Here is a 23,489-nt window from a genome sequence, read left to right as displayed (position 1 = left end):
CCGTCACCCCCTGACCCAGCCGTGCAGGTGTGCGCCGCCGCGAGGGTTCGGGCCCCGGCCCTCTCCGCTCCCGCCACGCCTGTGGCGGTGGTGATGGCCGAACGGCGGTCCTCCGGAGGGCTTGCCCGCCAAGGCGCCCTGGACGGCCTGCTGCACGAACGTGTTGAGCGACACACCCTGGGCGGCGGCCGCCTGCTCGGCCTGCGACTTCAGGTGTTCGAACAACCGCAGCGTCATGCGGCTGATGTCGCCCGAGTCGCCCGGCGGGGGAGGGGGCGGAGGCGGTGGTGGCTCGGGAGCCTCCGGTGGTTCGGGGGAGTCACCGCTGACGACCACGCGGACGTCACGGCCGTCGAGCCGCACCTCCACCACGTGGTCCGGCAACTGCGCGGTGATCTCGGCGGCCAGGTCGGACATCGCGTTCATGAGCGTCAGCCGGGCAGCGGGTTCGAGCGCGGCCGACAGCACGGCAGCGGCGCGCTGCAACTGCTCGTCGCCCGCTCCGGCCGTGGTGGCGAGGCTCTCCCGCAACGTGGCGAGATACGGATTCAGGTCCATGACGTCATGGTGACACCGTCGATGATGTCACGCAAGGGTCGGATGCTGTCGCCGTGATGTCGTCGCGAGGTGTAATCCTGTGTCGTGGCGGACATCCCATACGGGAGGACGCCGTGCCCGTGGCCTCTCGCCTCCGGAAGTACGCTGCCGGTGTCGAACGAGTGGAGGGAGTCGGACGTGGCCGAAACGGTGGCGCCCAAGGTGCGGTTGATCGCGAAGACGGAGTTCTTCCCGCCCGAGGATGTGCCCTGGACGACCGATGCGGACGGGGGTCAGGCGCTGGCCGAGTTCGCCGGCCGGGCGTGCTACCAGTCGTGGTCGAAGCCGAACCCGCGCACCGCGACCAACGAGGGATACCTCAACCACATCATCGACGTCGGACACCTCTCGGTGCTCGAACACGCGAGCGTGTCGTTCTACATCACCGGGATCTCGCGTTCGCTGACGCACGAGCTCATCCGGCACCGGCACTTCTCCTACTCGCAGCTGTCGCAGCGGTACGTGCCGGAACGCGACGCCGCGTTCGTCGAACCCGACGTGATCGCGAACGACCCCGAGCTGCACGAGAAGTTCCTGGCCGCGAGCCAGGCGAGCATCGACGCCTACAACGAGCTGCTCGAAGGGCTGGAAAAGAAGTTCGCCGACGCCCCGAGCGCGACCCTGCGTCGCAAGCAGGCGAGGCAGGCCGCCCGGTCGGTGCTGCCGAACGCCACCGAGACCCGCATCGTGGTCACCGGCAACTACCGCGCGTGGCGCCACTTCATCGCCATGCGGGCCACCGAGCAGGCCGACGTGGAGATCCGGGCGCTCGCCGTGGAGTGCCTGCGCCAGCTGCAGAAGGTGGCCGAGAACGCCTTCTCCGACTTCACGATCTCGACGTTGCCCGACGGTACCGAGGTCGCGTCGAGCCCGAAGGTCGCCGAGGGCTGAGGACCCGAGGTCGCGAGTGGCGGGAGTGGTGCCGTGCGGAAGCTGATGATGGACGTCCGGCCGGGTGAGTACGTCGTCGCCCGGCTGGAGCCGAGCGCCGCGGTGCCGCCCCGCCTCCTCGACGCGGCGGGCGGGTTCGTGTCCGTCACGCGCACCGAGGCCGAGGTGTCGATCGTGTGTCCCGCGGGCGTCGCGCCGGACGGCGCCGTCGTCGAAGCGGGCTGGCGGCTGCTGACCGTAAGGGGACCGCTCGAGTTCAGCCTCACCGGAATCATGGCGGCGCTCGCCGGCGAGTTGGCGGCGGCGGGGGTGTCGCTGTTCGCGGTGTCGACGTACGACACCGACCACGTCCTCGTGAAGGACGCCGACCTCGGTCGCGCCGTGACGGCGTTGCGGTCGGCGGGGCACGCGGTCACCGGAGAGTGAGCACGAAGCGTCTTCAGTGCGCCCGTCGTGGTGGTTCGTCCTCTGATCGGGTGACGTGCTCGCTACGATCTCTGCGCGTGAGACGAGGAGATGCAGGGTGACCGACGAGCAGACCTCCACCGCACCAGCGGTACCCGTGATGCGGATCATCGCCAACCGCTACCGCCTCGGAGGTGAACTCGGGCGCGGCGGCATGGGTGTCGTGTGGCGGGCCGAGGACACCGTGATCGGCAGGCAGGTCGCGATCAAGGAGCTCCGCGTCCCCGACGGTGCCGAGGAAGGGGTCTTCCAGGAGCGCGTCCTCCGAGAAGTGCGCACCGGCGGCCGGCTCAACGACCCCGCCGTCGTGACGGTGTTCGACGTCGTCTCCGAGAACGGGATCACCTACATCGTCATGGAGCTCGTCGAGGCTCCCACGCTGTCGGACGTCGTGCGGACGCACGGCCCGCTGCCGCCGCACCAGATCGCCTCGGTCGGCCTCCAGGTGCTTTCAGCGCTGCGGGCGGCGCACCAGGCCGGGATCGTGCACCGGGACGTCAAGCCCGCCAACATCATGGTCGCCGCGAACGGCCGCGCCAAGCTGACCGACTTCGGCATCGCCCAGGCCATCGACGATCCGCGCATCACCACCAGCGGGATGCTCGTCGGCTCGCCCGCGTTCATGGCGCCGGAACGGGTCGCCGGAAACGAGGCGATGCCCGCGTCGGATTTGTGGTCGTTGGGCGCGGCCCTGTTCTTCGCCGCGGAAGGCGCCGTTCCGTTCGAGCGCGCGTCCACGGCCGCGACGCTGCACGCCATCATGAACGAGGTCCCGTATCTCACGCGGGTCCACGGCCCGCTCGCCTCGGCGATCATGGGGCTGATGGCCACCTCGCCCGAGGGCCGCATCTCCGCCGACCAGGCGCAGCACCTGCTCACACTTGCCGCGCAGCAGCACCCGGCCATGACCCCTCCGGGTGGCCAGCCGACCCTGCACCAGGGCTCACCGCCCACGCGGGTCGCGGGCCGGCCCACCGGCCCGGCCACCGCCGCGGCGGCGACACCGGGCAGGAAGAAGGCCCTGTGGACGGTCGGGGCACTCGCGGGTGTCGGATTGCTGGTGGCCGGGTTCTTCCTCGGCAAGCCCGTGTGGTCGCCCAGCGTGGACGAGCAGATGCTGCCCACGCTCACCTACGGCAGCGGCGGCGACATCGAGGAGCTGGTGATCCAAAGTTTCACCTCCAACTGCGTCAACACCACGTTGGACAAGGGCCGCGCGATCGGTCAGAGCAACTGGGTGGACTGCGAGGAATCCCACGACGTCGAGTGGTATTCCAGCTCCACACCGTCCGGCGGATCCGACGAGGACGGAGTGCCGGAGGCCCGCTATCCGGGCCAGGAGGAGCTCACCCACTACGCCGAAACGGTGTGCGGGATCAGATTCCACTCGAACCTGATCAAGGACACCGAGCGCAGCGCGCTGGCGTACCGGGCGTTGATCCCGAGTCAGCAGGAGTGGGAACGGAAGCCGACGGACGACGGCGACGAGGCCGTCCGTGCCGTGCACTGCTTCGTCGGGAACAAGGACGGGGGCCGGCGGGTCGGCTCCGTCGTCCAGGAAGTGGCGTAACCGGAAAACTTTCCCGCCCCGCTCTCGCGCTACCGGCAATCCTCTTGCCCCGCCCGGAGGGGTGACCGGATCGCTTTCGTTCGCGTTGGTCGGGGCGGTCGTCGTCGAATCGAAGAGGTACCGTCAGTTCCATGTCGATCGCACCACCAACCCCACCCACGGCCGCGCCGGGACGCCCGTTCGGCCGGGTGCTCACCGCCATGGTCACGCCGTTCACCGCTTCCGGGGCGGTGGATCTGAAGCGGGCTCAGGAGCTCGCCGTTCATCTGGTGGAGTTGGGCAACGACGGCCTGGTCGTCAACGGCACCACGGGCGAGAGCCCCACGACGACGGACGCCGAGAAGACCGATCTGGTGCGGGCTGTCGTCGAAGCCGTCGGCGACCGCGCGACCGTCGTCGCCGGAGCGGGCACGAACGACACGGCGCACAGCATCGAGATGGCCCAGGAGGCCGCGAAGGCCGGTGCGCACGGCCTGCTCGTCGTGACCCCGTACTACTCCCGGCCCACCCAGGCCGGTCTCTACGCCCACTTCACCAGCGTGGCCGACGCCACCGAATTGCCCGTGATGTTGTACGACATCCCGCCGCGCTCGATCGTGCCGATCGAGGTCGACACCCTGCGCAGGCTCGCCGAGCACCCGCGCATCATCGCGGTCAAGGACGCCAAGGGCGACCTGCTGGCGGGTACCGAGGTCATCGCGAACACCCACCTCGCCTACTACTCGGGCGACGACGGGCTGAACCTGCCGTGGCTGTCCGTGGGCGCGACCGGTGTCGTGAGCGTCATCGGACACGTCGTCGCGGGCCGGATCCGCGCGATGATCGACGCCTACGAGGACGGTGACACCTCCACGGCACGGACGAACCACCGCGGCATGATCCCGGTGTTCCGCGCGTTCTCCCGCGTCGGTGGTGTCGTGTTCGCCAAGACGGCGTTGCGGCTGCGGGGCATGGAGGTGGGCGACCCGCGCCTGCCCATCGTGCCCGCCACGGACGACCTCGTCCGCGCCATCGCGGAGGACCTCACCCAGGCGGGCGTGCCGTTGGAGACGTCCCCGGCCGATGACTGGGCGGGGTCGCGTGTCGCCGCGGCCGACTCTGCCGCCGCCTACGTCACACCCACCACACACACGAGCGTTGGGACCATTCACCGGTGACTTCTCAGCTCAGCGGGCCGGGCCCCGACCACCTGCCGCCGCCGCTTCCCGAGGGCGGTCTGCGTGTCGTCGCCCTCGGCGGGATCGGCGAGGTCGGCCGCAACATGACCGTCTTCGAGTACGACGGCAGGATGCTGATCGTCGACTGCGGCGTGCTGTTCCCCGAGGACGCGCAACCCGGAGTCGACCTGATCCTGCCCGACTTCCGCGCCATCGAGGAACGGCTCGACGACATCGAAGCCCTCGTGCTCACGCACGGGCACGAGGACCACATCGGCGCCGTGCCGTTCCTCCTGCGGATGCGTCCCGACCTGCCCGTGTACGGGTCGCGGTTCACGTTGGCGCTGCTGTCGGCGAAGTGCCGCGAACACCGGCAGCGTCCCACGCTGATCGAGGTGACCGAGGGCGAGCGGCGGACGGTCGGGTCGTTCGAACTGGAGTTCTTCGCCGTCAACCACTCGATTCCCGACGCGCTCGCGGTCGCTCTGCGCACGCCGGCGGGGGTCGTGCTGCACACCGGCGACATCAAGCTCGACCAGCTCCCGCTCGACGGCAGGCTCACCGACCTGGCCGGGTTCTCCCGCCTCGGTGACGAGGGTGTCGACCTGCTGTGCATCGACTCCACCAACGCCGAGGTGCCCGGGTTCGTCACTCCGGAGAGCGACATCGGTCCGGTGCTGGACGACGTGATCGCGCGGGTGCGGCAGCGCGTCATCGTCGCCTGCTTCGCGAGCCACGTGCACCGCGTGCAGCAGGTCCTCGACGCGGCTCACCGGCACGGTCGGCGCGTGGCGTTCGTCGGCAGGTCGATGGTGCGCAACATGAACATCGCGTCCGAGCTCGGCCTGTTGACGATCCCTCCGGGCCTGCTCATCGACCTGGACGAGGCGGTCAACCTGCCGGAGACGAAGGTGCTGTTCGTCTCCACCGGGTCGCAGGGCGAGCCGCTGTCGGCGCTGTCGCGCATGGCGCGGGGTGAGCACAAGCAGATCTCCATCCGGGCCGGTGACACGGTCGTGCTCGCGAGTTCGCTGATCCCCGGCAACGAGACCGCGGTCTTCGGGGTGATCAACGGTCTCGTGCGGCTCGGGGCTGACGTGGTGCACCAGGGCAACGCGAAGGTGCACGTGTCCGGCCACGCCTCGGCGGGCGAGCTGCTCTTCCTCTACAACGCCATCCGGCCGAGCAACGTCATGCCGGTGCACGGCGAGTGGCGGCACCTGCGGGCCAACGCGGCGCTGGCCGTGCGGACCGGAGTGGCCGAGGAGAACGTCGTGCTGGCTGAGGACGGCGTCGTCGTCGACCTCGTCGACGGCAAGGCCTCAATCACGGGCCGGGTCGAGGTCGGCATGGTCTACGTCGACGGGTTGTCGGTGGGCGACGTGGGCGAGTCCACGCTGTCCGACCGGCTCGTGCTGGGCGAAGGCGGTTTCATCGCCATCACCGTGGCCGTCGACTCCACCACCGGCCGCGCCGTGAGTTCGCCGACCCTGTCGGGGCGCGGGTTCTCCGACGACCCGAAGGCTCTCGACGAGGTGACGCGCCTCGTCGAGATGGAGCTGTCGCGGACCGAGTCGGAGGGCATCACCGACACCCACCAGATCGCCCAGGCGGTCCGGCGGGTGGTCGGTCGGTGGGTCGCCGAGACGTACCGGCGCAGGCCGATGATCGTCCCGACGGTCATCCCCGTGTGACACCTCTGCGCTGAGGCGGGTGCGTTGTCCGCCTCAGCGGTGGTCACCGGCCGGTGTGGTCCGTCCCCGGCCGGTGACGCTCACCACCACCAGCGCGAGCAGGATCGTCACCCCTTGCACGAACAGGGCCCTGCGGGCGCGGCGCTGTTCGGCTCGAGTCGGGCGGCTCATACGTTCCCCCCTCCTGTGTCGCTCTTCCCGGTTCGACTCCTTGGAAGTGCCGGGGACGCGTTCGGTTCCCCCGAACGGGTGGCCTCCCGCAGAGTGGGAGCGCGGTCAGTGTTCGGAGTGGGGAAGCGGTTCGATCGTGCCGGTGGCGGGCCCGCCCTGCGCCGCCGGTGCCGTCAGCTGCACCACGAGAGCACCGCCGAGCAGGACGACGGCGCCGAGCACCTGCACCCACACGAGCGACTCGCCCAGGAGGACCCACGCCGTGCTCGTGGCGACGAGTGGTTCCAGCAGCGCCAGAACGCTCGCGGTGGAGGCCGGGAGGTGGCGCAGCGCCGTGATGCCCGCGAGGTAGGCGAGCACCGTGGAGAACAGCGCGACGGCCACGAGCAGGGTCCACACCGGCGGGTGCCAGGGACCGATCTCGGCGGGGGCGGTCAGTGTGGCGGCGGGCAGCGTCCACGGGGGCGCGACGAGGCACACGGCGACGGCGCCGACCACCATCCCCCAGGTGACCATGCCCAGCGGGTGGTGGCTGGCCACGCCGTGTTCGCCGAGCAGGAAGTACGCCGCCGAACACACCGCGGCGGCGACGCCCGCCGCGAGGCCCAGCGCATCCAGGGTGAGTCCCTCGTGCACACGGGCGACGAGCGCCAGACCCACCAGCGCCGTTCCGATCCCGGCCCACATCGGCCACGGCAGCCGTACCCGGCGCACGAAGCGCACCCACAGCGCGACGAGCACGGGCGAGGCGAACTCCAACAGGATCGCGATGCCCACGGGTACGCGCGCGGCCGACAGGAAGTAGAACAGCTGCACACCGGCGACGCCGAGCAGGCCGTAGCCCAGCAGCACACGCCACTGCCCGCGTCGCACGCGCAGCAGTGCGGGGCGGGTCAGCCCCACCCCGACGAGCAGCACCACGGCGGCGATGCCGATGCGCGCCGCGGCGACCTGCTCGGGCGACAGGCCCGCGAGCATCGCGGGTTTGCCGAGCGCGCCGGAGGTGCCGAAGCAGATCGACGCCAGCACCAGCAGGAGGATGCCGCGCGCGCGGTGCCGCGTCGGAGCCTGTGCGGGAGCCTGCGCTGAGGCGGTGCCGCCGGACGTTGCCGAACGGCTCACGATCCTGCTCCCGGTCGCCACGGGCTGTGTCCGTCGGTCGGCCGGGTCGGGTCGACGAAGCGCGGCACGTCGGGTTCGTCGGCGCGCAGGGGAACGAGACCGTCGGTGATGGCTCGCATGATCGCCGCGTGAGCCTTGACCGCGTCACCCGGACGTCCCGCCTCGAACGGCGAGAGGTCGACCGGGTCCCCGAAGTGCACTCGGAACGTGGGACGGCGCACCGGAGACGTGAGCCCCGAGCGCGCGAGCGGCAGGATGTCGGCGAGTCCGTTGACGGTCTCCGTGCCCCAGTACACGGCTTCGTGCGCGCCCCACTGGCTGACGGGGATCACCGGAACTCCCGCCGACAGCGCGAGCCGGGACGCGCCGGTCTTGCCGCGCTCCGGCCACAGTCCCGGGTCGTGACTGATCCGGCCCTCCGGGTACACGATGATCGGCGCCGTGCTCGTGCGCAGCGCCTCGGCGGCTTGGGCGAACTGGGCGACCGCCGACGCCGAGCCCCGGTCGACCCGGAGATGTCCGCTCGCGCGCAGCGCCGGACCCACGACGGGCGCGTCCAGCAGGCCGCCCGCGAGCATGAACCGCGGAGCCAGGCCGAGGCGCCGGCACGCGGCCATCAGGACGAACGCGTCGAACACGCCGATGTGGTTGGCGGCCATGAGGAAGGGTTTGCCCCGCAACGACCGGGGAACGCCGCCGCTGACCCGCAGGCGGCCCGCGAGGTTGACGACCCCGTGGTCGAGCGCGAGCATCGCCCGCCACACGAGGGGAGCCCGCGTGCTCCTACCCCGGCTGGAGGACCCACGGTCGTGTCGAAGCGCCACCATGCGTCGAAGCATGTCACGCGCGTTCAGGTGCCGGACACGGGGCGGGCGTGACGTCGATCAATCTCGCCCGTGGCCAGTGTGGCGCGCGGGACGAGTGGGGCGTAACGGCTACCGTAGGGGTCATGGCGAGCGGCTCGACGACACGGGGGCGAGGCAACGCGGGGCGGGGACCGCAGCGCTCGACGAAGGCGAAGTCCTCCTCGACCGCGAAGTCGGGTACGAAGACCACGGCGAAGACGTCGAGACCGGCGTCGAAGTCGCCGGCGAAGAGCCGCTCCTCCGCGGGCCGGAAACCCCCGGCGAAGCGGTCGTCGGGCGGTGCGCTCGGAAAGACCGTGCGCGGCACCTGGCGCATGCTCGCCCGTGGTGTCGGCGGCGTGGCCCGGGCGGTCGGTCGCACGCGCGAGTTGGATCCCGAACACCGCAGGGACGGTCTCGCGCTCGGGCTCATCGCGTTGGCCCTGGTCGCGGCCGTCGGCGTGGGCTGGGAGGCGGCGGGGCCGGTCGGTGAGGCCATCGCCGTCGGGACGCGCAGTGTTCTCGGGTCCGCGGCCCTCGCGCTGCCGGTGGGGCTGCTGCTGGCCGCGGTCGTGCTCATGCGCTCGCAGCCACGCCCCGAGACGCGGCCGCGCATGGTGGTCGGCAGTCTGCTCGTGACTCTGGCCGTCCTCGGACTCCTGCATCTGGTCAGCGGGCGGCCGCAGGACCACGCCGACCAGATGCACGCCGGAGGGTGGATCGGCTGGCTCTCCGGTGACCTGCTCGCCCGGGGTGTCACCGGCTGGGTCGCCGTTCCGCTGCTGGTGCTCGTCCTGGCGTACGGCGTGCTGGTGTGCGCGGGAACGCCCGTGCGGCGCGTCCCGCAGCGGCTGCGCGAATGGGCGGCCGACCAGGACGAGCCCGCCGACGAGCCCGAGAAGAAGCCGTCGGCCGGTGCCTCTCGCGCCCGGCGCGCCGCTGCGGAGTCCGACGTCACCAGCGCGGTGACCGAAGCCGACCCCGCCTCCGTGCGCCTGCGCAGGCCCGCCCGCAAGCGCGGGTCGAGCGCCCAGCGCGAGGAGACCCAGGCGACGCTGGACTTCACCGCACCTCCGGACGACTCCGCGTCCGCGGCATCGGAGGCGCCGCCGCGCAAGCCCTCGGCCGCCCGCCCGAAGCCGACCGCCAAGACGCCGCGAAGGACCGAACCCGCGCTGTCGGTCACCCGCTCGGTCGAGGGCGACTACACGCTCCCGTCGCTGGAACTCCTGACCCTCGGGGACGCCCCGAAGGAGCACAGCCGGGCCAACGACGCGATGATCGACGCGATCACGGGCGTGCTGGAGCAGTTCAAGATCGATGCGCAGGTCACGGGATTCACGCGTGGCCCCACGGTCACGCGCTACGAGGTCGAACTCGGGCCGGGCGTGAAGGTCGAGAAGATCACCGCGTTGACGAAGAACATCGCCTACGCGGTGGCCACGGAGAACGTGCGCCTGCTGGCGCCGATCCCCGGCAAGTCGGCCGTGGGCATCGAGGTGCCCAACACCGACCGCGAGATGGTGCGCCTCGGCGACGTACTGCGCGCGCCGACGGCGGCGGAGGACGACCACCCGATGGTCATCGGCCTCGGCAAGGACATCGAGGGCGACTTCGTCACCGCCAACCTCACGAAGATGCCGCACCTGCTCGTGGCCGGTTCCACGGGTTCGGGTAAGTCGAGCTTCGTCAACTCGATGCTGGTGTCCCTGCTCTCCCGGGCGACGCCGGACGAGTGCCGCATGATCCTCATCGACCCGAAGATGGTCGAGTTGACGCCCTACGAGGGCATCCCGCACCTGATCACGCCCATCATCACGCAGCCGAAGAAGGCGGCCGCCGCGCTCGCCTGGCTCGTCGAGGAGATGGAACAGCGTTACCAGGACATGCAGGCCAACCGGGTGCGGCACATCGACGACTTCAACCGCAAGGTGCGGTCGGGGGAGATCACCGCACCGCCGGGCAGCGAGCGCGTCTACCGCCCGTACCCGTACATCATGGCGATCGTCGACGAGCTCGCCGACCTCATGATGACCGCGCCGCGCGACGTCGAGGACGCGATCGTGCGGATCACGCAGAAGGCCCGGGCCGCGGGCATCCACCTCGTGCTGGCCACCCAGCGTCCGTCGGTCGACGTCGTCACGGGCCTGATCAAGACCAACGTCCCGTCGCGGCTCGCGTTCGCGACGTCGTCGCTGACCGACTCGCGCGTCATCCTCGACCAGCCGGGTGCCGAGAAACTGATCGGCATGGGCGACGCGCTGTACCTGCCGATGGGAGCGGGCAAACCCACGCGCGTGCAGGGCGCGTTCGTCGGCGACGACGAGATCGCGGCCGTCGTCGCGGCCACCAAGGAACAGGCCGAGCCCGACTACACCGAGGGCGTCACGGCGGCCAAGGCGGGCGAGAAGAAGGACATCGACCCGGATATCGGCGACGACCTCGACGTGCTGCTTCAGGCGGCCGAGCTGGTGGTGAGCTCGCAGTTCGGGTCGACGTCGATGTTGCAGCGCAAGCTGCGGGTGGGCTTCGCGAAGGCGGGGCGGTTGATGGACCTCTTGGAGACGCGCGGCGTGGTCGGCCCCTCGGAGGGTTCGAAGGCACGCGAGGTGCTGGTGAAGCCCGACGACCTGCCCGGCGTGCTCGCCATGATCCGTGGAGACGATCCACCGCCGGAGGAGTGAACGGTGTCCACCATCAGTTCGAGCGACGACCCGCTGGCCGCCGTGGAGGCGGTCCGCGTGTACGCCATTCCGATGCGGACGCGGTTCCGCGGTATCACCGTCCGCGAGGGCATGTTGCTGCGCGGACCGACCGGATGGGGAGAGTTCTGCCCGTTCGACGACTACACCGACGCCGGCTCGGCACCCTGGCTCGACGCCGCGATCGAGCAGTGCACGGGACACTGGCCGACACCGGTTCGCGACCGTGTCCCGATCAACTGCACCGTGCCCGCCGTCGGCCCGGAGGCCGCGTACGAGATCGTCACGCGGTCGGGCTGCCGCACGGCGAAGGTGAAGGTGGCCGACCGCCCGGGGTCGCTGGGGGAGGACCAGGCGAGGGTCGAGGCCGTCCGGTCGGCGCTGGGTTCGGACGGCGCCATCCGCGTGGACGCCAACGGCGCCTGGGACGTCGAGACGGCCGTGCGCCACATCCGGGTGCTCGACCGCTCGGCGGACGGTCTGGAGTACGTCGAGCAACCGTGCCGCACCGTGCCCGAGCTCGCGCAGGTGCGGAGGCGCGTCAACGTGCGCATCGCGGCCGACGAGTCCATCCGGAGGGCCGACGATCCCCTGCGGGTCGCGGTGGCGGAGGCGGCGGACGTCGCGGTGCTCAAGTGCCTGCCGCTGGGAGGCGTGCAGCGCGCGCTGCGGGTGGCGGAGGCGTGCGGCCTGCCGTGCGTCGTGTCGTCGGCGCTGGAGACGAGCGTCGGGCTGGCCGCCGAGGTGGCGTTGGCGGCGGCGTTGCCCGAGCTCCCGTTCGCGTGCGGTCTCGGCACCCTGTCGTTGCTGAACGGCGACGTGGTGGCTCCCTCGGATGCGGTGCAGCCGGTCGACGGCCACGTCCGGGTCCCGGCGACCACGCCGGAGCCCGACCCGACTCTGGTGGAGGCCCACGCGCCCACCGATCCGGTCAGCGCGGCGCGGTGGCTGTCCCGCCTCTCCCGCGTGAGCGCGGTGCTGCGGCGGCGCTAGCGGTCCTCACGCACTGATACCGGTCCGCGCGTCCCGCCGGTCGTCGAGGTGCAGCAGCATGCGCGTGTTGCCCAGGGTGTTCGGCTTCACGAACGGCAGGTCGAGGAACTCCGCGACGCCGGTGTCGGCCGAGCGGAGCATCTCCTCGTAGACCTCGCGCGGGACCGGGGTCCCCGTGATCTCGGTGAACCCGTGCCGGGCGAAGAACTCGGTCTCGAAGGTGAGCACGAACAGTCGTTTGAGCCCGAGCTCGACGGCCAGGTCGATGAGCCGTTCCACCAGTGCGTGCCCGATGCCCCGGCCGCGCACGGACCGGTCCACGGCCACCGTGCGGATCTCGGCGAGGTCCTCCCACATGACGTGCAGGGCGCCGCAGCCGACGACCCTGCCGTCGAGCTCGGCCACCCAGAACTCCTGCACGTCCTCGTAGAGGGTGATGAGGTTCTTCTCCAGGAGCACCCGCCCCGCGTCGGAATCGACCAACGACTTGATGGTGCGCACGTCAGCGATCCGTGCGCGCCGAATCAGGGGTGGTTGCATGACTATACACGCTAACGCATATGCTGATCGTCTGTGACCAGGGTGTGCTCGACCGCGGCCACGTGCCCGTTACCCTGAACAGGTGTCCAGCTCTGAATCCTCGTCTCATCGCCGGGTCTCTCTTCTGACGTTGGGGTGCGCCCGTAACGAGGTCGACTCCGAGGAACTCGCCGGCCGCCTCGTCGAGGGCGGCTGGGAGCTCAGTGACGACCCTTCCGACAGCGACGTCGTCGTCGTGAACACGTGCGGCTTCGTCGAGCAGGCGAAGAAGGATTCGGTCGACACGCTGCTGGCGGCAGCCGACACGGGCGCGAAGGTCGTCGCCGTGGGCTGCATGGCCGAGCGCTACGGACGAGAGCTGGCGGAGAACCTGCCCGAAGCCGACGCGGTGCTCGGCTTCGACCACTACCCGAACCTCGCCGAGCGGCTCGCCGACGTCGCACAGGGCCGGACGGTGGAGTCGCACACTCCGACCGACCGCCGGACGCTGCTCCCGATCACTCCGGTCGAGCGGCAGGCCGCGGCCACGGACGTCACCGTGCCCGGTCACGCGGGGTGGGGTCCGCGCGTGCTGCGCTCGCGCCTCGACGACTCGCCGGTCGCGCCGCTCAAGATCGCCTCGGGCTGCGACCGCCGCTGCTCGTTCTGCGCGATCCCGTCGTTCCGGGGTTCGTTCGTGTCGCGGCACCCCGACGAGCTCGTGGCCGAGGCGGAGTGGCTCGCCGCGCACGGTGCGCGGGAGCTGTTCCTCGTGAGTGAGAACTCGACGTCCTACGGCAAGGACCTCGGGCGCGACTTCGGCGGCACGCGCGCGCTGGAGCAGTTGCTGCCCCGGCTCGCGGCCGTCGACGGCATCGACCGCGTGCGCGTCTCCTACCTCCAGCCCGCCGAGACCCGCCCGGACCTCGTGAAGGTCATCGCGACCACCCCCGGTGTGGCGGACTACTTCGACCTGTCGTTCCAGCACTCCAGCGAGGCGGTGCTGCGGCGCATGCGGCGGTTCGGGTCCACCGAGTCGTTCCTCGCGCTGATCGAGCAGATCCGCTCCTACGCGCCCGAGGCGGGCATCCGCACCAACGTGATCGTCGGCTTCCCCGGCGAGACGGAGGAGGACGTCGCCGAGCTCGAACGGTTCCTCACCGAGGCGCGGCTCGACGCGGTCGGGGTGTTCGGCTACTCCGACGAGGACGGCACCGAGGCGGAGACGTTCGACGGCAAGCTGGACTCCTCCGAGATCGCGGAGCGCGTGGGGCGGGTGTCCGAGCTGGTCGAGGAACTCACCTCGCAGCGAGCCGAAGACCGCGTCGGCTCGGTGGTCGACGTGCTCGTCGAGTCGGTCGACGAGGAGATCGTCGGCCGGGCCGCGCACCAGGCGCCCGAGGTCGACGGGGAGTGCGTCGTGCTCGGGGACGCCGAGTGCAAGGTCGGGGAGTTCGTCCGCTGCGAGGTCGTGGACAGTGCGGGCGTCGACCTGATCGTCCGACCGATCAACCCAGCCCCCGGTGACCCGGACCCTGAGACGTGAGTATCGACAAGGCCGGCACGTACGACGCCGACGGTTCGCCCGACGGCTCGGCCCAGGGCGCTGGCCGCGCGAGGGCTCCCGTCCCGACGCTGAACCTCGCCAACGTGCTCACCGTGTTGCGCTTGGTGCTGGTGCCGGTGTTCGTCGTGGCGCTGTTCGCCGGTGACGTCGCCGGGGCGGACACCTCCGACGGGCTGGACGTCTCGCCGTGGCGTTACGTCGCCACGGCGGTCTTCGCGGTGGCCGCGCTGACCGACCGGCTCGACGGCTGGGTGGCGCGGCGGTTCGACCTCGTCACCGACTTCGGCAAGATCGTCGACCCGATCGCCGACAAGGCGTTGATCGGCGCGGCGTTGCTCGGGCTGAGTGTGCTGGGCGAGCTGCCGTGGTGGTTCACGGCCGTCATCCTCGGCCGGGAGCTCGCCGTGACGTTGCTGCGGTTCTGGGTCATCCGCCACGGCGTCATCCCGGCCAGCAAGGGAGGCAAGGCCAAGACCCTGGCGCAGGTCCTGGCGATCGGTGTCGTGTTGTTGCCGCTGCCCGCCCAGGTCGACCCCGTCGAGTGGGTGCTCCTGGGCACGGCCCTGGTCTTGACGGTCGGCACGGGCGTCGACTACCTCGTCCGCGCGCTGCGGCTCCGTGCGGTGGCGCGGCAGGGACCTGTGGAGGTGACGTGAGCGCCCCCGATGCGGACGACCAGGCGGCGTGGCTCGTGGCCGAGCTGACGCGCCGGCGCCAGACGGTCGCGGCGGCGGAGTCGCTCACCGCCGGACTCGTGTGCGCGACGCTCACGCGCGTGCCCGGGTCCAGTGCCGTGCTGCGGGGCGGGCTGGTCGTCTACGCCACCGAGCTGAAGCACACCCTCGGCGGGGTGGACGAGACACTGCTGGCCGACTACGGTGCCGTGCACCCGGAGGTCGCCGCGCAGCTGGCGCAGGGCGCGCGTCGTCGCTGTACCGCCGACTGGGGGCTGGGCCTGACGGGAGTCGCCGGGCCCGACCCTCAGGACGGGTGCGAGCCGGGCACCGTGTACATCGGGCTCGCGGGTCCGGAGACCAGGGCCGTGCGGACCCTGAACCTCGCCGGAGGCCGGGAGGAGGTGCGCGCGGGTGCGGTCGCGGCCGCTCTCGGACTGCTCCGAGAACACCTCGACTGACCCACGCGTTCGCTGTGGGCGGACGATCGCGTTGTGCACCTGCGCTTTGTCCCCCGGTCTCGGTACCGTGGACACAAGGAAGGGAGGCGCGTGATGACCGTGCTGTTGCGTGAGGCGATCGGTGATCGGCTCCGTCATGCCCGCACCACCAAGCGCCGGACGCTGCGCGACATCTCCCGCGCCGCCAGGGTGAGCCTCGGTTACCTCTCCGAGGTCGAGCGGGGGCAGAAAGAGGCGTCCAGCGAGCTCCTCGCGTCGATCTGCGAGGCGCTGGAGCTTCCGCTGAGCGAGTTGCTGCACAACGTCGCCGCCGACGTCTCCGCGCTGGACCGGGTCGACGCGGCGGTGGAGTCCAGGCCCGACGAGTTCGCCGCCGTGAACGAGGCCGGGGACGGCGAGGACGCGGCGAGCGGAGAAGGCGAACGCAGCTTCGAGGGCGGTCGGCTGGCCACCGGCAGCCGAGGTGAGGACTTCGCGGACTTCCGGCTTTCGCCCACTCTCCGGACCACGATCCGGGCACCGAAGTCGAAGCCCGTCCTGGCCGCATAGATGCTCGTGGGGGGCCGTTCGGTGACGACCATGTCACCGAACGGACTCGACACGGTCAGGGGGATCCCTGATTTCGCCGGGGTCGCCTGGTACCGCGGCGGTCGACCTGACACGATGGAACCCACACGGGGATCACGTGGGTCGAAGAACGGCAGTCGTGCACGCGAGAGGCGCTGGCGTTGGTCGGGCGCTCGTGTCACCCCGTTCGGTAACTGTGGGACGTGAGAAAGCAGGCGGAGGAGATGGCCAACCCTTTCGTGAAGTTCTGGAAGTACCTCATGGCGGCGTTCTCGTCCAAGGTTGACGAGCACGCCGATCCGAAGGTGCAGATCCAGCAGGCCATCGAGGAGGCTCAGCGCAATCACCAGGCCCTGTCGCAGCAGGCTGCCTCGGTGATCGGTAACCAGCGGCAGCTGGAGATGAAGCTCAACCGACAGCTGGGCGAGGTCGAGAAGCTGCAGGCCTCCACCCGCCAGGCGTTGACGCTCGCCGACGAGGCCAGGGCCAAGGGCGACGAGCAGAAGGCTCAGGAGTTCGAGACGGCCGCCGAGGGCTTCGCGGCGCAGCTCGTGACCGCCGAGCAGTCGATCGAGGACCTGAAGACGCTGCACGACCAGGCGCTGCAGGCCGCCGAGCAGGCCAAGCAGGCCGTCGAGCGCAACGCGAGCATGCTCCAGCAGAAGCTGGCCGAGCGCACGAAGCTGCTGTCGCAGCTGGAGCAGGCCAAGATGCAGGAGCAGGTCTCCTCGTCGCTGAACCAGATGACGGAGCTGGCCGCGCCCGGCAACACGCCTTCGCTCGACGAGATCCGCGACAAGATCGAGAAGCGTTACACCACCGCTCTCGGCTCGGCCGAGCTGGCGCAGAACTCGGTGCAGGGCCGGATGCTGGAGGTCCAGCACTCCACCACGCAGCTCGCGGGCCACAGCCGTCTGGAGCAGATCCGCGCCTCGATGAAGGGCGAGTCGGTGGCGCAGGTGACGAGCGGCGACTCCACGAGCAACAGCAGCGCCTCGTCCTCGTCGTCGGCCACCTCGGACGTCCAGAAGGAGATCCAGGCCAGGGTCGAGGCCGAGCGGCAGAAGAACCAGGCGTGAGAAGAGCAGCATTCATGCGGGGGTGACCGTGGCGGGCGGACGGAACGAGCGCTTCGCGAAGTTCGACAAGCATCTGCAGCGTCTGCCCGACTACGCCCAGCGTGCGCAACGCGCGGTGCGGGCCTACACGGACAGCGCGACGGCCGAACGGACGTCCGACGCCTCGCGCACGGATGCGCGTCCGGTGCCCGTGGTGCCGCCCGTGGTGGGCGAGGTCCGCGACAAGTGGGCGCGGTGGAACGACCCGGCGGCGAAACACGAGCGCCGGAAGCGACGCACGTCGCGGGCCCTGACGCTGTGGATCGTGCTGACCCTGCTGTCCGTGTTGTACGCCCTCGTGGGCTACACGGGGATCACGGGCGGTGTCGACGGGTGGCAGGGCGCGCTGAGCGGCTTGGTCGGCGTGGTGATCTTCGGGGTGCTCGGCACGCGCTCCGGTATCCGCCTGTACCAGCTGAGCAAGACCACGGTCGTCGCGGCGCCGCGACCGCCGGCGCTGCCGAGGGTGGGATCCCTGGCGCGGGAGCCGATGGAACGGTTGGCGCGCAGCGAGGCGTCGCTCGCGGAGCTGCTCGCACAACTGGCGGCGCCCACGACCGGCGGCACCGTGTCGGCGGTGCCGCCGCTGTCGGTCGAGCAGACGCGACAGACGGCGGAGGAGGCCGCCGCCGTCCTGCGCGCCCTGGCCGCGCGGATCGAATCGGTCGAGCGCGCTCGGGCGTCCACCCCCGAGGCCCAGCGACCGGCCTTGGACACCGCTCTCGAAGGGCTGCGGGAACAGCTCGACGGGGGCATCGAGGAGTACGGCGCCCTCGTCGCGGCCACGGGGCGGGCCGTCGCCGCCTCCAGCAGTGGGGTGCCGGAGGCCAAGGAGGCCCTCACCGACGCCACGGACCGGCTCGCCGGACTGGCGTCGGCATTGCGTGAGCTGTCGTCGCCGTGACGACAGCTCTGCTCCTGTGAGCAGGTTGACCGGCGGTCGAGCCGGGTAGGTACTACGCGCCAGACTCTGTCAGGAAAGGACAGCGGCGTGAACCTGTTCCTGTTCGACGACGACACGGTCCCGCTTCCTCCCATCACCACGAGCCAGGCCGTCCAGCGCGTGCTGTCGGTGTTCGACGCGCTCTCGCGCGGTCTCGGACCGGCCCCGCTGGTGCGGCTGCGCTGCCGGGAGGACGTGCTCGTGGACGCGAAGGCCGTCGACGAGCGGGTGAGGTTGGGGGAGCGCCTGCCGCTGGTCGGGACTCTGGTGGCCGCGCCGGACGAGCCCGTCGTCGTGGGACGGCTCGCGCAGGCCGGTGCGGTGGTCGCAGGGCATACGGTGCCCGGTTCGCCCTCGCCGGGCTCCGAGGCGCGGGTGGAGACGCTCAGCAAGCTCGACGCGTTGCTCGTCACCGAACCGCCCGCCGGGTGTCGCGGAGTGGTGGGGTTCGTCCCCACCCGAGGACTGCTGCCGACGAGCGATTCGGGAGTCACCACGGTGCTGGCCCGCGACGCCGCCGTCGCGCAGCAGGTGGCCGCCGCGGTCACGGGACCGGATCCCCGAGCCGGCTCCCGAGGGTTCAGCAGGCACTGGCCGGAGTCGGTGCGCCTGAGCGCGGGCGAGCACCCCCGGGTCGGTGTGCCGGACCGGCCGTTCTTGGCCGCGCTCGCACCGATGGACGCTGCTCGGCTCCTCGCGACCGCGGACACGTTGCGGGTGGCGGGCGCACTGACGAACGAGGTCGAGCTGTCGGGTGGGGGCGCCGACGGCATCTGTCGCCGACGTGCCGCGCACGCCCTGCAATATCACGACGCCATCCTGCTGCCGCTGGGCAGCGGGGCCTGTTCGCTGAGTCGGTTGGTGACGCACCTCGACACCGCGGCCATGCTGCTGCCCCTGCGGTTCGACGGCGGTGTCGGCCTGCTGACGAAACCCTTCGACGACCAGGTGGTGCTCGACCTCGCGGGGCTGCTCACCGGATCACAGGCTCCCCGGCCCTACCCGGACGTCGGAGTGCGGTTGATCGCCTTCGGTTCCTTCCTCCGGGGGCAACCGCGGGCCGTGGACCTGGAGCGAGTGGGGGCGCGGTTCACCGGCTTCGCGACCACGTCCCGCCATTATCGGCTGATGCTGCTGGAGCAGGACCCGCCCGAGGCCGGGGTGGTGCCGGCGCGCGGTGCCGCCGAGGGCGGTCCCCTGCTCGGCGAGGAATGGCTGCTGGCTCCGGCGGCGTTGGGCGAGTTCGTCGCTCACCTGCCCGCGCCGATGCGCCTGGGCACCGTGGACCTGGCCGACGGGACGAGCTCGCTCGCGATCCTCTGCGATCCGGCAGCGGCGCGACACGGTGCCGACCTCACCGCGTGGGAGTGCTGGCGGGCGTACCTGCGCCACCTCAGCGCCGTACGGCCTGCCGCGGTGCGAGCCGGGAGTTGATCCGCTTCACCACGGCGGGCCCGTGGAGGGCGAACGCGCTGAAGACCTGCAGCAGGCTCGCACCGGCGTCGAGCATGCGCAGCGCGTCGTCGGGGCCGCCGATGCCGCCCACACCGATGATCGGCAGTGAGTCGCCCACCTGGTCGTGCACGAAGCGCACGATCTCCGCCGACCTCGTCGTGAGCGGGCGCCCGGACAGTCCGCCCGGCTCGCTCGCGAACCGTGCGTCCTGAGGCGCGAGTCCGTCCCGCGACAACGTCGTGTTGGTGGCGATGAGGCCGGCGACCTCGTGGTCGAGACACACACCGAGCAGTTCGGCGATGGCGTCGAACGACAGGTCCGGAGCCACCTTCACCAGCAGCGGCACCCGCGCGCGCCCGCTCGTCGCCGCGAGGTCGCGGGAGGTGCGGGACAGTTCGCTCAGCAGCTCGGTCAGCGCTCCGCGGTCCTGCAGCGTGCGCAGTCCCGGCGTGTTGGGCGAGCTGACGTTGACGGCCACGTAGTCGGCGTACGGGGACAGCGTCACGAGCGAGTCGCGATAGTCGGAGATCGCCTCCTCGACGGGAGTGACCTTCGACTTGCCGATGCTGATCCCGAGCGGGATGTCGGGCTTGCCCGTGGCGGCGAGCCGGCCGGCCAACGCCGCCGCACCGGCGTTGTTGAAGCCCATCCGGTTGAGCACGGCGTCACTGGCGTCGAGCGTGAAGAGACGGGGCTGGGGGTTGCCCGGCTGCGCGTGTCGCGTGACGGTGCCGACCTCGACGAACCCGAACCCGAGAGCCGACCACGCGTGCAGCGCGCGCCCGTCCTTGTCCATCCCGGCGGCGAGGCCCACGCGGTTCGGGAACCGGATGCCGAAGACGGTGCAGGGGTCGTCGACCCGGTAGTACCGGCCGAGTGCGCGGGTCAGCGGGCTGCCCTGGCCCAGCCTGCCGAGCAGGCGGACGGTGCGTTCGTGCACTGCCTCGGCGTCGTTGGCGTGAAGCCGATAGAGGGCGGGCCGGACGATCCTGTCGAAGAGCACGGCGTCCAGTATCCGTCATGCGGACACGCAGCTCGCATCCAGGAGCACGAGGCGATCGAGACGGACCGCCCCTGGAAAGAGGTGAAGCCCCCAGTGCGACTCCCGAACGTCGTCAGCCGTTCGGGCCCGGGACGGACCGGTTCCCGGAAACACTAGGGGCCGGTGACTGCCTGGTATTCACCGGCAGACACACGCGTCAACTGGGTGGCCCGTGTGCGCTGTCAGTGGACAGCCACCTCACGAGTCCTGTGGATATTCACCGTTGGACCACCTCCCTTCTCGTGTAATCGCCACGCTAGGCGCACGAGGCGGGATGCGGCAACGCGTTTTTCGGCGACCCGCGGGTGGGCATCGTCATGCCCGTGTCATGCCCGTGTCATGCCGGGGGTCACGCCGGCGCGGGGCCGGGCTGGCAGCGCGGGCAGTACCAAGTGGGCCGGGCCCACGTGCCCTCACCCTGGTCGGCCACCCGGACGGCTCCGCCGCAGCGGAGACAGCCCTGCCGGGTGCGCTCGTACACCCAGCTGCGACGTCCCGGCGCGTCCATGCCCGTGGTGACGCGTCGCGGGCGGCGTGCGTTGACGGTGAGCAGCCGGTGGGCCAGCCGCACCGCCCGATCGACATCCACCTCCGACGCCGGTGTCCACGGGGAGACGCCGAGCAGGAAGCAGATCTCGGTCTTGAACACATTTCCGACGCCGGCCATGACGTGCTGGTCGAGCAGGGCCTCGCCGATCGCCAGGTTCGGACGCGACCGCAGTGCGGCCGCGGCGGTGCTCTCGTGGTCGGGCCCCCAGTCCGGATCGAGCAGGTCCGGGCCCAGGTGCGCCACGAATCGCGACTCCCGTTCCGTGGGCACGAGATCGAGGTCGTGCACGCGGAACCCGACGGCCTCCGCGTCCGTGTGCGCGAGGACGACCCGGGCGTGGTGGCTCGGCATCGACCAGCGCTGTCCCGGGCGGAACACCCGCCACGAACCGTCCATCATGAGATGGCTGTGCAGGCTGGTGCGGTCGGAGAACCGCAGAAAGAGGTGCTTGCCGACCGTGCGGACGGCCACCACGTCGCGTCCGGTCAGGTCGGCGGTGGCCAGTCTCGGGTGCCGGAAGTCCGTGCGGGTGAGCGTGCGCCCCACCAGAGCGCCACGAAGCCGCTCGCCGGTGAGGAAGACGGTGTCACCCTCGGGCACGGGTCAGCCCGTCTCGTGCCGGGCGTACGGGCGCCGCGCGGGCAGGTGTGGCGGTGGCGGAGCGCCTCTCTGCGGGCCTGAGGGCGGGCCCGGCGGCGGAGGTCCTGCGGGTGGTGGCGTGGGTTCCGGCTCCTCACCGTCCAGCCGGTGCCGACCGGCACGGTCGGAGCGCAGAATCTTCGCCAGCACCATGTTGAACGTCAGCGCGATCTCCTGTGCGGCGGGGGAGTTCCACGCGTGGATCGGCGTGCATGCGCCCTGCGCCTGCTGCACGACCAGCCGGTCGGGGATCGCGGTCGGCATCACGAGCCTGCCGAACGACTCCCGCAGTTCCTGCACGCGGTATTCGTGCTCGTAGGAGCGGTTGCGCAGCCGGTTGACGACCACGCCCGCCGGTTTCAGTCGCGGGTTGTGCTCGGCCCGGATCGACTCGATGGCCTCCAGCGCCCGCTGCGCGCCCGCCACGGCGTACATGGTGGGTTCGGTGACGAGCAGCGCGCTGTCGGCGGCGATGAGTGCCGAGCGCGTGAGCCGCCCGAGCGACGGCGGGCAGTCGAGGATCGCGAGGTCGTACGGTTTGCCCTGCGGATAGCGGCGCAGTTCGTCGAGGGCCCGCGCCAGGCTGTCCATGCGATGGGCGTGAGGGCCGGGTTCGTTGAGCAGCTCCAACTCCTCCGACCCGACGAGGACGTCGACGGCGTCGCTCCAGCCGCTGGCGGCGATCGCCTGGTTCAGGATGCCGAGCCGGGGCGCTTCGAGAACGTCGGCGAGCGTGGCGTCGGTGAGTGGCGGATCGAGCGTCGCGGTGGCGTTGCCCTGTGGGTCCAGGTCCGCCACCAGCGTCCGGGTTCCCCTGCGGAGCGCAGCCGAGGCGACACCGAGAGCGACCGTCGTCTTCCCGACGCCACCCTTGAGGCTGAGTACGGCGACCGTGTGCACGCCTGCGAGCGTAGCCGGGGATGGTCACTGTGAGAACGCGTGAGGTGTCCCAACTAGGCTTGGGGGCCATGCGAGCGGAGACTTCGGCCGGTCACGGGTCGGCGGCGGTGCGGAAGGTGTTGGAAACCGAGCTGCGTGCCGCGCGGGCCCGGGGTGCGCAGGAGCCTGTGGTGGTGGACGTGGGCGGCGGCAGCGGCGTCTGGGCGGTGCCCTTCGCGGCCGCCGGGTGCCGGGTGACGGTCGTGGAACCGAGCCTCGACGCGCTCGCCACGCTGGAGCGGCGGGCGACCGAGGACGGTGTCGCCGACCGGATCACCGTCGTGGCCGACGACGCGGACGCGTTGGGTGAGCACGTGAGGCCGGGGACGGCCGATCTGGTGCTCGCGCACTCGCTGCTGGAGGTCGTGGACGACCCGCGCCGCACCATGGCGTCCATCGTCGAGGCCACTGCGCCCGGCGGCGCGGTGTCGGTGCTCGTGGCCAACCGCCACGCCGCGGTGCTGCACCGTGCGCTGGCCGGTCGGCTCGTGGAGGCTCGGGAGCTGCTGTCGCAGCCCGACGGCGTGCGCAGCGGCGACGCGGAGACCGTCCTGCGGCGCTTCGACGTCGACGGGGTGACCGCGTTGCTCGCGGACGTGGGTCTGTCGGTCGAGACCGTGCGGGGCGACGGCGTCGTGTCGGAGATCGTCTCGCCGGAGGAGGCGGAGTCGTGGGAGAGCGACCTCGCCGAGTTCGAGACCGTGGCGGCGGTGACCAGCCCGTTGCGTGACGTCGCCACCCGGTTGCACGCGTTGGCCCGCACGCGCGCCTGACGCGCTCCCGGCGGCCGGGAGCGCCGGGAACTGTC

General features: G+C 71.2%; 23 protein-coding genes. 15 read left to right on the top strand and 8 right to left on the bottom strand.

Annotated features, from left to right (window positions below):
* Window positions 1-3 precede the first annotated feature (3 nt).
* Window positions 4-558 (bottom strand): toxin-antitoxin system HicB family antitoxin, encoded by a 555-nt coding sequence (locus SACAZDRAFT_RS05980; RefSeq protein ID WP_005439652.1) that lies wholly within the window; start codon window positions 556-558, stop codon window positions 4-6.
* Between the two features lie 177 nt (window positions 559-735).
* On the opposite strand from SACAZDRAFT_RS05980, the gene thyX reads away from it, so the two are divergent.
* The 5 genes from thyX (at window position 736) to SACAZDRAFT_RS05955 (ending at window position 6,374) form a co-directional block, all read left to right on the top strand.
* Window positions 736-1,488, top strand: a complete 753-nt coding sequence (thyX, locus tag SACAZDRAFT_RS05975) for an FAD-dependent thymidylate synthase (protein WP_005439651.1) — start codon at window positions 736-738, stop codon at window positions 1,486-1,488.
* A gap of 33 nt (window positions 1,489-1,521) precedes the next feature.
* Window positions 1,522-1,914, top strand: a complete 393-nt coding sequence (locus tag SACAZDRAFT_RS05970) for an ACT domain-containing protein (protein ID WP_005449502.1) — start codon at window positions 1,522-1,524, stop codon at window positions 1,912-1,914.
* Window positions 1,915-2,011: 97 nt separating this feature from the next.
* On the top strand, window positions 2,012-3,523 hold the full coding sequence (locus tag SACAZDRAFT_RS05965; protein ID WP_005439649.1) for a serine/threonine-protein kinase: 1,512 nt from the start codon (window positions 2,012-2,014) through the stop codon (window positions 3,521-3,523).
* Window positions 3,524-3,654: 131 nt separating this feature from the next.
* Entirely contained in the window at window positions 3,655-4,680 is a 1,026-nt protein-coding gene (gene dapA, locus SACAZDRAFT_RS05960) for a 4-hydroxy-tetrahydrodipicolinate synthase (RefSeq protein WP_005439648.1), read from the top strand.
* Complete coding sequence (locus SACAZDRAFT_RS05955; protein WP_005439647.1) at window positions 4,677-6,374, top strand: ribonuclease J; 1,698 nt, start codon at window positions 4,677-4,679, stop codon at window positions 6,372-6,374. The genes dapA and SACAZDRAFT_RS05955 overlap by 4 nt, the downstream gene beginning before the upstream one ends.
* 33 nt (window positions 6,375-6,407) lie before the next feature.
* On the opposite strand, the gene SACAZDRAFT_RS23185 is transcribed toward SACAZDRAFT_RS05955, so the two are convergent.
* The 3 genes from SACAZDRAFT_RS23185 to SACAZDRAFT_RS05945 form a co-directional block, all read right to left on the bottom strand.
* Window positions 6,408-6,545, bottom strand: coding sequence for a hypothetical protein (locus tag SACAZDRAFT_RS23185; RefSeq protein WP_005439645.1), 138 nt, complete (start codon window positions 6,543-6,545; stop codon window positions 6,408-6,410).
* 105 nt (window positions 6,546-6,650) lie between these two features.
* The gene (locus SACAZDRAFT_RS05950; protein ID WP_005439636.1) at window positions 6,651-7,667 is read right to left on the bottom strand and encodes an EamA family transporter; all 1,017 of its coding nucleotides are present in this window, start codon (window positions 7,665-7,667) and stop codon (window positions 6,651-6,653) included.
* A complete protein-coding gene (locus tag SACAZDRAFT_RS05945; protein ID WP_081481175.1) occupies window positions 7,664-8,494 on the bottom strand; it encodes a lysophospholipid acyltransferase family protein in 831 nt (276 codons plus the stop codon). The genes SACAZDRAFT_RS05950 and SACAZDRAFT_RS05945 overlap by 4 nt, the downstream gene beginning before the upstream one ends.
* A 122-nt stretch (window positions 8,495-8,616) precedes the next feature.
* Here SACAZDRAFT_RS05945 and SACAZDRAFT_RS05940 point away from each other — a divergent pair, with 122 nt between their 5' ends.
* Window positions 8,617-11,196, top strand: coding sequence for an FtsK/SpoIIIE family DNA translocase (locus SACAZDRAFT_RS05940; protein WP_005439632.1), 2,580 nt, complete (start codon window positions 8,617-8,619; stop codon window positions 11,194-11,196).
* Window positions 11,197-11,199: 3 nt separating this feature from the next.
* Window positions 11,200-12,207, top strand: a complete 1,008-nt coding sequence (locus tag SACAZDRAFT_RS05935; RefSeq protein ID WP_005439631.1) for an o-succinylbenzoate synthase — start codon at window positions 11,200-11,202, stop codon at window positions 12,205-12,207.
* Between the two features lie 6 nt (window positions 12,208-12,213).
* Here the strand turns inward: SACAZDRAFT_RS05935 and SACAZDRAFT_RS05930 are convergent, their stop codons facing one another.
* Window positions 12,214-12,747, bottom strand: a complete 534-nt coding sequence (locus SACAZDRAFT_RS05930; protein WP_005439628.1) for an amino-acid N-acetyltransferase — start codon at window positions 12,745-12,747, stop codon at window positions 12,214-12,216.
* A gap of 82 nt (window positions 12,748-12,829) precedes the next feature.
* Between SACAZDRAFT_RS05930 and rimO the strand changes: the two genes are divergently transcribed.
* From rimO to SACAZDRAFT_RS05895, 7 genes are all read left to right on the top strand, one after another.
* Complete coding sequence (rimO, locus tag SACAZDRAFT_RS05925) at window positions 12,830-14,272, top strand: 30S ribosomal protein S12 methylthiotransferase RimO (RefSeq protein WP_005439626.1); 1,443 nt, start codon at window positions 12,830-12,832, stop codon at window positions 14,270-14,272.
* On the top strand, window positions 14,269-14,949 hold the full coding sequence (pgsA, locus tag SACAZDRAFT_RS05920) for a CDP-diacylglycerol--glycerol-3-phosphate 3-phosphatidyltransferase (protein WP_005439624.1): 681 nt from the start codon (window positions 14,269-14,271) through the stop codon (window positions 14,947-14,949). The genes rimO and pgsA overlap by 4 nt, the downstream gene beginning before the upstream one ends.
* Window positions 14,946-15,428 carry a CinA family protein gene (locus tag SACAZDRAFT_RS05915; RefSeq protein ID WP_005439622.1) on the top strand — a complete coding sequence of 161 codons (483 nt, stop codon included), beginning with the start codon at window positions 14,946-14,948 and terminating at the stop codon, window positions 15,426-15,428. Before pgsA ends, SACAZDRAFT_RS05915 begins: the two co-directional genes overlap by 4 nt.
* Window positions 15,429-15,521: 93 nt before the next feature.
* Entirely contained in the window at window positions 15,522-15,977 is a 456-nt protein-coding gene (locus tag SACAZDRAFT_RS05910; protein WP_005439620.1) for a helix-turn-helix domain-containing protein, read from the top strand.
* Window positions 15,978-16,219: 242 nt separating this feature from the next.
* Window positions 16,220-17,074: a PspA/IM30 family protein gene (locus SACAZDRAFT_RS05905; RefSeq protein WP_005439618.1), complete on the top strand. Its 855-nt coding sequence runs from the start codon at window positions 16,220-16,222 to the stop codon at window positions 17,072-17,074.
* A gap of 28 nt (window positions 17,075-17,102) precedes the next feature.
* Window positions 17,103-18,017 carry a phage shock envelope stress response protein PspM gene (pspM, locus tag SACAZDRAFT_RS05900; RefSeq protein ID WP_005439616.1) on the top strand — a complete coding sequence of 305 codons (915 nt, stop codon included), beginning with the start codon at window positions 17,103-17,105 and terminating at the stop codon, window positions 18,015-18,017.
* Window positions 18,018-18,104: 87 nt separating this feature from the next.
* The gene (locus SACAZDRAFT_RS05895; protein ID WP_005439613.1) at window positions 18,105-19,490 is read left to right on the top strand and encodes an allophanate hydrolase-related protein; all 1,386 of its coding nucleotides are present in this window, start codon (window positions 18,105-18,107) and stop codon (window positions 19,488-19,490) included.
* Here the strand turns inward: SACAZDRAFT_RS05895 and SACAZDRAFT_RS05890 are convergent.
* The 3 genes from SACAZDRAFT_RS05890 to SACAZDRAFT_RS05880 form a co-directional block, all read right to left on the bottom strand.
* Window positions 19,450-20,514 carry a quinone-dependent dihydroorotate dehydrogenase gene (locus SACAZDRAFT_RS05890; protein ID WP_005439611.1) on the bottom strand — a complete coding sequence of 355 codons (1,065 nt, stop codon included), beginning with the start codon at window positions 20,512-20,514 and terminating at the stop codon, window positions 19,450-19,452. The genes SACAZDRAFT_RS05895 and SACAZDRAFT_RS05890 overlap by 41 nt on opposite strands.
* 388 nt (window positions 20,515-20,902) lie before the next feature.
* Window positions 20,903-21,703: an Fpg/Nei family DNA glycosylase gene (locus SACAZDRAFT_RS05885; protein ID WP_005439610.1), complete on the bottom strand. Its 801-nt coding sequence runs from the start codon at window positions 21,701-21,703 to the stop codon at window positions 20,903-20,905.
* 3 nt (window positions 21,704-21,706) lie between these two features.
* Entirely contained in the window at window positions 21,707-22,642 is a 936-nt protein-coding gene (locus tag SACAZDRAFT_RS05880) for a ParA family protein (RefSeq protein WP_005439609.1), read from the bottom strand.
* A 68-nt stretch (window positions 22,643-22,710) separates the two neighbouring features.
* Here SACAZDRAFT_RS05880 and SACAZDRAFT_RS05875 point away from each other — a divergent pair, with 68 nt between their 5' ends.
* Window positions 22,711-23,454, top strand: coding sequence for a class I SAM-dependent methyltransferase (locus SACAZDRAFT_RS05875; RefSeq protein ID WP_005439608.1), 744 nt, complete (start codon window positions 22,711-22,713; stop codon window positions 23,452-23,454).
* Window positions 23,455-23,489: the final 35 nt, after the last annotated feature.

Source organism: Saccharomonospora azurea NA-128, assembly GCF_000231055.2.
Taxonomy (GTDB): Bacteria; Actinomycetota; Actinomycetes; order Mycobacteriales; family Pseudonocardiaceae; genus Saccharomonospora; species Saccharomonospora azurea.
Note: the sequence above shows the minus strand (reverse complement) of the source record. Positions and strands in the feature narration are given on the sequence as shown.

Bases quoted from the DNA above. Each gene is read 5' to 3' on its own strand.
- SACAZDRAFT_RS05980 (WP_005439652.1), bottom strand. From the start codon at position 558: ATGGACCTGAATCCGTATCTCGCCACGTTGCGGGAGAGCCTCGCCACC.
- dapA (WP_005439648.1), top strand. From the start codon at position 3,655: ATGTCGATCGCACCACCAACCCCACCCACGGCCGCGCCGGGACGCCCG.
- SACAZDRAFT_RS23185 (WP_005439645.1), bottom strand. From the start codon at position 6,545: ATGAGCCGCCCGACTCGAGCCGAACAGCGCCGCGCCCGCAGGGCCCTG.
- SACAZDRAFT_RS05945 (WP_081481175.1), bottom strand. From the start codon at position 8,494: ATGGTGGCGCTTCGACACGACCGTGGGTCCTCCAGCCGGGGTAGGAGC.
- SACAZDRAFT_RS05940 (WP_005439632.1), top strand. From the start codon at position 8,617: ATGGCGAGCGGCTCGACGACACGGGGGCGAGGCAACGCGGGGCGGGGA.
- SACAZDRAFT_RS05930 (WP_005439628.1), bottom strand. From the start codon at position 12,747: ATGCAACCACCCCTGATTCGGCGCGCACGGATCGCTGACGTGCGCACC.
- SACAZDRAFT_RS05910 (WP_005439620.1), top strand. From the start codon at position 15,522: ATGACCGTGCTGTTGCGTGAGGCGATCGGTGATCGGCTCCGTCATGCC.
- SACAZDRAFT_RS05905 (WP_005439618.1), top strand. From the start codon at position 16,220: ATGGCCAACCCTTTCGTGAAGTTCTGGAAGTACCTCATGGCGGCGTTC.
- SACAZDRAFT_RS05875 (WP_005439608.1), top strand. From the start codon at position 22,711: ATGCGAGCGGAGACTTCGGCCGGTCACGGGTCGGCGGCGGTGCGGAAG.